Consider the following 6,330-nt stretch of genomic DNA (forward strand, 5'->3'; position numbering starts at 1 on the left):
GAAAGAAAAACAGTCTGCTATTCCAAAAGCAACAGCAAAGAGACTTTCTCTTTATTATCGTATCTTTAAAAGATTTCATGCAGAAAAGATTGAAAGAGCCAACTCAAAACAAATTGCCGAGGCCATTGGTATTGATTCTGCTACCGTTAGACGAGATTTTTCCTACTTTGGTGAACTTGGTCGCCGTGGATTTGGCTACGATGTCAAAAAACTAATGACGTTTTTTGCTGATCTTCTAAATGATAATTCTATTACAAATGTTATGTTGGTGGGGATTGGTAATATGGGGCACGCTCTCCTTCACTACCGTTTCCATGAACGAAACAAAATGAAAATTATTATGGCTTTTGATTTGGATGATCATCCTGAAGTTGGTACAAAATCTCCCGATGGAATTCCAATTTATGGAATTTCCCAAATCAAGGATAAAATAAAAAATGCAGATGTAAAAACTGCAATTTTAACTGTTCCGAGTGTCAAATCACAAGAAGTAGCTAATCTACTTGTCGAAGCAGGTATTAAAGGAATTTTAAGCTTTTCACCCGTTCATCTCCAACTACCAAAAGATGTGGTGGCTCAATATGTGGATTTAACTAGTGAATTGCAAACTCTCCTCTATTTCATGAGAAAAGAGGATTAGAAAGCGAAAGCATTTATGAAAAAACCAGTTATTGGGATTACAGGAAACGAAAAAGCTCATCCTGATGATGAGCTAATGATGAGCTATGCTGCAAAGGGCTTTGTTGAAGGAGTCAAGGAAGCTGGGGGAATTCCCATTATCCTACCAATTGGTGATCAAGAAATGGCCAGTTACTACATTGGCTTGATTGATAAACTCATTTTAACTGGTGGACAAAATGTCGATCCCAAGTTTTACGGTGAACCTAAAACGATCGATAGCGATGACTACCACCTTCAAAGAGATATTTTTGAGCTAGCTCTTATAAAAGAAGCCATTAAACAGAAGAAACCCATTTTTTCTGTTTGTCGAGGCACCCAGCTCTTTAATGTGGCTATGGGAGGAACTCTTTATCAAGATATTGAAGAACATTGGCAGGATACTTCAGCTGAGTATACAACTCAACGTTTAGTCACTGAGCCTGATACTATTCTTCGAGAAATCTATGGAGAAATCTCTCATATCAACTCTTTCCATCATCAGAGCATTAAAGACCTTGCTCCAAATCTAAAAGTTGTAGCACACGATCCTAAAGATGGTATTATCGAGGCTGTAACAACGACTGATGGTTTCCCTTACCTCGGTGTTCAATGGCATCCGGAATTTCTTTTTGAAAATCGCCCCAAAGATAAAACACTTTTCGACTATGTCGTCAATGAATTGTAAAACCTGTATCATATACAGGTTTTTTAAATCAGATCCGTCTTCTCACGGTAACTAAAATAATCGGAATGTGAAACAATGAGATGGTCCAATAAGACCAAACCCATTAATTCGCAGGCTTCTTTAACAAGTTTCGTAACATGGTCATCATTTCTACTAGGCATAACAGCACCAGAAGGATGATTATGAACCAGAATCACGGATGTTGCCATATGCTTTAAGGCATAGTGGAGAATTTCTCTTGGTTCCGCAATACTTCTAGTAGCAGATCCAATAAAAATGGTTTGCTGATGAATAATTTGATTTTGTGTATTCAGATAGAGCGCCACTAGGTGCTCTTGTTTTTTATCTCCCAATTCTTGTTGCATCTTTTTAGCCAGTCTTTGACTACTAAGAATGCTCTCTGCCTCAATGGTTTCATGTTTGTGAATACGACTTCCAAGCTCAATCATCGCTTGCAACTCAATAGCTTTTACTCTCCCGATTCCTGATAAACTCTGCAGTTCTTGCAAGGTCATTTTTTTTAACTCAGTTAAACTGTTCAATTGAGACAATACTTTCTGTGCAATTTCAAAAACAGTAGATTGACGAGTTCCTGTTCGTAATAAAATGGCTAGTAATTCCTGATTGCTCAAACTCTCTACTCCTTCTGTCACCAAGCGTTCCCTTGGCAAGAGCGAATCTTCTTGAAATGAAATACTGTACATAAAAATCCTCCTCACTTTATTATTCGTGAGAAGGATGCTTAATTCGATAAAAACTAGTTATTTTTAGATTTTTTCAAGTGCTAGTCGTAAATCTTCGATCAAATCATCAACATTTTCAAGACCGATTGAGAGACGGATTTGATTTTTGGTTACTCCTGCTGCTTCTAAATCAGAGTCTGACAATTGAGCATGTGTTGTAGTTGCGGGATGAACTACCAATGATTTTGCATCTGCTACATTAGCTAAGTTTGAAAAGATTTCCAAGTTGTCAATCACTTTACGTGCTTCTGCTTCTCCACCTTTAACGTGGAAAGTAAAGATTGAGCCAACACCTTTTGGTAGGTATTTTTCAGCCAAGGCATGGTAAGGACTATCTGGAAGTTTCGGATAGTTGACCTTTTCAACCTTTGGATGGTTCACAAGGAAATCAACGATTTTCTCAGCATTTTGCACATGACGCTCTACACGGAGAGAAAGTGTTTCAAGACCTTGTAGGAGTAAGAATGAGTTAAACGGTGAAAGGGCAGCTCCCATATCGCGAAGCAATTGAACACGAGCAGCGACGATAAAGGCAGCAGCACCAACATCACGGGTATAACTGATATTATGGTAGCTTGGGTCCTCATCGACCAATTGAGGGAATTTCCCTGAAGCAGCCCAGTCAAACTTACCACTATCAACGATGACACCACCAATTGTTGTACCGTGACCGCCGATAAACTTAGTTGCTGAGTGAACTGCAATGTCTACACCATGTGAAAAGACATTGATAAGATATGGTGTTGCAAAAGTATTGTCTGCAACCAAAGGAATCTGGTGTTTATGAGCAATTTCAGCAATTTTTTCAATATCTGGAATATTGATAACTGGATTACCCAAGGTTTCAATCAAAACAAGCTTGGTATTGTCTTTAATCGCTGCTTCTAACTCTTCTAGATTATCAATATCAACAAAAGTTGTGGTGATTCCATAGCGAGGAAGGGTTTCTTTCAAGAGATTAAAAGTACCACCATAAATAGTTGAAGCTGCAACCACGTGGTTTCCTGCGTGAGCCAATCCTAAAATTGTGTAGGTAATAGCTGCCATACCTGATGCAGTAGCAAGAGCACCTACACCTCCTTCAAGCGCTGCAATGCGCTCTTCAAAAGCTGATGTTGTTGGGTTAGTGATACGGGTATAGATATTTCCAGCTTTCTGAAGGGCAAAAAGTTCTGCTCCTTCTTGGGTATCTTCAAAAACAAAAGATGTTGTTTGGTAAATTGGTACAGCACGAGATTTTGTAGTCGCATCTACCACTTGTCCTGCATGCAATTGTAGGGTTTCAAATTTAAATTCACGAGTCATATTTAGACCTCCAAAGATTTCATTAGGTTCATTGTATCACCTATTGGAATAGGTTACAAATACAACTTTGTTATATCTTGGCATAAGAAATAGCTATGGCTACTTCTATTTACTTTGTCTTAAATTAGAATTGTAGAACTTTTTTCAGATAGTTTAAAAAGTTTGTATTCACTTCTCCTATACTTTATAATGTTTAGAAAGGAGAAAACTATGTCAGAAATTACACATGAAATTGATGCAAACTTTGCTGGCCGTTTAAATATCTTGCGTGCTGGTGTGCTGGGAGCTAATGATGGAATCATCTCTATCGCTGGAGTTGTTATTGGGGTTGCCAGTGCGACTAACAATATCTGGATTATCTTCCTCTCAGGATTGGCTGCTATTCTTGCTGGTGCCTTTTCTATGGCTGGTGGCGAGTATGTATCCGTATCTACTCAAAAAGACACGGAGGAAGCCGCTGTAGCCCGCGAACAACTACTTTTGGATAAAGATATGGAAGCTGCTAAAAAATCACTCTACGCAGCCTATCTTCAAAATGGTGAGTGTGAAACATCAGCCCAACTCTTAACCAACAAGGCATTTCTTAAAAACCCTCTCAAAGCCTTAGTTGAGGAAAAGTACGGAATCGAGTATGAGGAATTCACTAATCCCTGGCATGCTGCTGCATCTAGCTTCATTGCCTTTGTCCTCGGAAGTCTCCCGCCAATGCTTTCAATAACCATCTTCCCAAGTGACTATCGAATCCCTGCTACTGTCTTTATCGTAGCGATTTCTCTATTAGTTACCGGCTACACCAGTGCAAAACTTGGAAAAGCTCCAACAAAAACAGCTATGATTCGTAACCTCTGTATCGGTTTGTTGACCATGGGAGTTACCTATCTATTGGGACAGTTGTTTAGTATTTAATACTCAATGAAAATCAAATTCAAACCACGTCAGCTTCGCCTTGCCTTACTCAAGTACAGCCTGCGGCTCGCTTCCTAGTTTGCTCTTTGATTTTCATTGAGTATAAGTTAAAAATTGATGCTGAGCAACAACTAGCTTTAAAATAAAACCACACAGTGATTTCAAGCTTGAATAGCATCAAGCCGAAAGAAATACTGTGTGGTTTTTGAATAGTAGATCTTTTAGAGTCTAAACTATTGGCCAATTTTGCTAGATTTATAGTCATGAAGGTGAATCCTAACTCTGTTTAAATGGCTTGTTTGCCTCAAATATGAACTCTTCGCAGGAAAAAAACAATCTTTACTCTACATTATCACAGTTAATTTGAACGAATTTACTTACAGAGAACACTTGAAGAACATAAGTCAACAGTGCATCTTCATAAACATAGTTGGATGAAATCTAGGGCAACTAGTATGAGAATTTTTCTATAGAAACATTTGACTTGGGATACTGTCAACAAATAAACAAATCATTTAATATTCATGAGTTGTTAGAATATAACAGAACAGAATTACTTCCAAACTCAACTGATTTATGTTATAACCTGTAAACATTATCAGGATTTTCTAAGTATTTTTGTTACTGTAATTATAAACCATGACATGAGAAAGTGATTCTTTCATAAAATACTGGTACTGAACCTCTGAAATATCAAATGAGGCAACAACTGCTCAATTATTGATAAACATAAATTGATGATGCGATGGACCTAACTTTGTATGCACATGATACATATAAGTAAACTGAATGTCATTGTTTTCTTCAGGACTATTTGTAAGTTTTATCAACTAAAAAGCGCGATTATCAAGATAAGATATTAGAATTAAAAATTGACTTTTTTCTATCAAAACAGGCAAATAAATCGCAATCACTTACTTTTTTCTTTAAAAGATTCATATAATTTTTTATATAACTCCTTTATATCTTTTTTCTGAGAATTCAACTCTTCTTTACCATAGTCAAAATTTGCTACTACAAATCCCTCGTCATCATTAGAAAAAGTAAAAAATTCTATTTCAATGAGTTTATTATGCTTAGAGTCCTCTATAGTGTCTCCTAAATTATTATTAAATTGCTTCACTTCTTCTTCACGAACTCCGAACCCCATAGCAGCTCCATTTGCAATGATGTTTGAAAACACTTCTTCTGAAGACGCTACTTCTTTCACAGTTATGAAGTATGTGGCCTCTTCTGTTTCTACTTGTCTCACTTTATTCCATTTTTCTGTATCACTAGAAGAAACCGTATAAACTGTTAACTCCAGTGTTGGTTTATTGGTATTTTCTTTTATGATCATTTGTTTTCCAAAGAAGAAAATAGCAAGTAGTCCAGCTACAAAGATCAAAGCGATATAAATTATCTTTTTCATACATTATCCCCTATATCTTTCATATCAATGATCACATCAACTTTGTTATAGACAGCTGGATCGTGAGTCGCTATAATAACATATTTTTCTTCATCTCTTTCATTTAATAATAAACGAATGATTTCTTTTCCAATCTCACCATCTAAAGCTCCTGTGGGTTCATCTGCTAAGATAATTTTACGTGGTTTCATTAACATTCTGGCAATAGCTACACGTTGAGCCTGCCCTCCAGACAATTCATATATTTTTTGATGTAAATAGTCGCTTGACAGTCCTACTTTTTCAAGTACATCAGTTATTATTTTTTTGTCTTTAGTGATAAGTTTCAGATTATCATATACTGTTTTGTTTTCGATTAAAGAATAATTCTGAAATACATATCCAACAGTATTTTTAAAGAAGGTTCTTTCTTTTATCTTCCAAATATCCTGTTTATCAACTAAAACGTTCCCACTATCAATTTTTTCTAATCTTCCTATAATATTAAGAAGAGTACTCTTACCAGAGCCAGAACCTCCAATCAATGCATAGCTTTTTCCAGATTCAAATTTTAAATTTAAGTCTGTAAAAATCTTTTTTGATCCAAAACTTTTTGAAACGTTCAAAAGGTCAATTGTCAT

At 36.4% G+C, this 6,330-nt stretch carries 7 protein-coding genes and 1 pseudogene; 3 read left to right on the plus strand and 5 right to left on the minus strand.

The window, feature by feature from the left end:
• On the plus strand, positions 1-640 hold a 640-nt coding region (locus ADM33_RS09460; RefSeq protein WP_049504788.1), incomplete at its 5' end, for a redox-sensing transcriptional repressor Rex.
• 15 nt (positions 641-655) lie between these two features.
• A complete protein-coding gene (locus ADM33_RS09465; RefSeq protein WP_049504791.1) occupies positions 656-1,345 on the plus strand; it encodes a gamma-glutamyl-gamma-aminobutyrate hydrolase family protein in 690 nt (229 codons plus the stop codon).
• 23 nt (positions 1,346-1,368) lie between these two features.
• Here the strand turns inward: ADM33_RS09465 and radC are convergent, their stop codons facing one another.
• Positions 1,369-2,049 (minus strand): RadC family protein, encoded by a 681-nt coding sequence (gene radC, locus ADM33_RS09470; protein WP_000286951.1) that lies wholly within the window; start codon positions 2,047-2,049, stop codon positions 1,369-1,371.
• A 63-nt stretch (positions 2,050-2,112) separates the two neighbouring features.
• On the minus strand, positions 2,113-3,393 hold the full coding sequence (locus ADM33_RS09475; protein WP_049504793.1) for an O-acetylhomoserine aminocarboxypropyltransferase/cysteine synthase family protein: 1,281 nt from the start codon (positions 3,391-3,393) through the stop codon (positions 2,113-2,115).
• A 210-nt stretch (positions 3,394-3,603) separates the two neighbouring features.
• Here ADM33_RS09475 and ADM33_RS09480 point away from each other — a divergent pair, with 210 nt between their 5' ends.
• Positions 3,604-4,299: a VIT1/CCC1 transporter family protein gene (locus tag ADM33_RS09480; protein ID WP_045762955.1), complete on the plus strand. Its 696-nt coding sequence runs from the start codon at positions 3,604-3,606 to the stop codon at positions 4,297-4,299.
• 49 nt (positions 4,300-4,348) lie between these two features.
• Here the strand turns inward: ADM33_RS09480 and ADM33_RS11785 are convergent.
• The 3 genes and pseudogenes from ADM33_RS11785 to ADM33_RS09490 all read right to left on the minus strand — a co-directional run.
• Positions 4,349-4,645 (minus strand): annotated as a pseudogene (locus ADM33_RS11785) (hypothetical protein); the annotation flags it as partial.
• Positions 4,646-5,209: 564 nt separating this feature from the next.
• Complete coding sequence (locus ADM33_RS09485; RefSeq protein WP_045762956.1) at positions 5,210-5,710, minus strand: hypothetical protein; 501 nt, start codon at positions 5,708-5,710, stop codon at positions 5,210-5,212.
• Entirely contained in the window at positions 5,707-6,330 is a 624-nt protein-coding gene (locus ADM33_RS09490; protein ID WP_045762957.1) for an ATP-binding cassette domain-containing protein, read from the minus strand. Before ADM33_RS09490 ends, ADM33_RS09485 begins: the two co-directional genes overlap by 4 nt.

This window comes from Streptococcus oralis (genome assembly GCF_001075875.1).
Classification (GTDB): Bacteria; Bacillota; Bacilli; order Lactobacillales; family Streptococcaceae; genus Streptococcus; species Streptococcus oralis_I.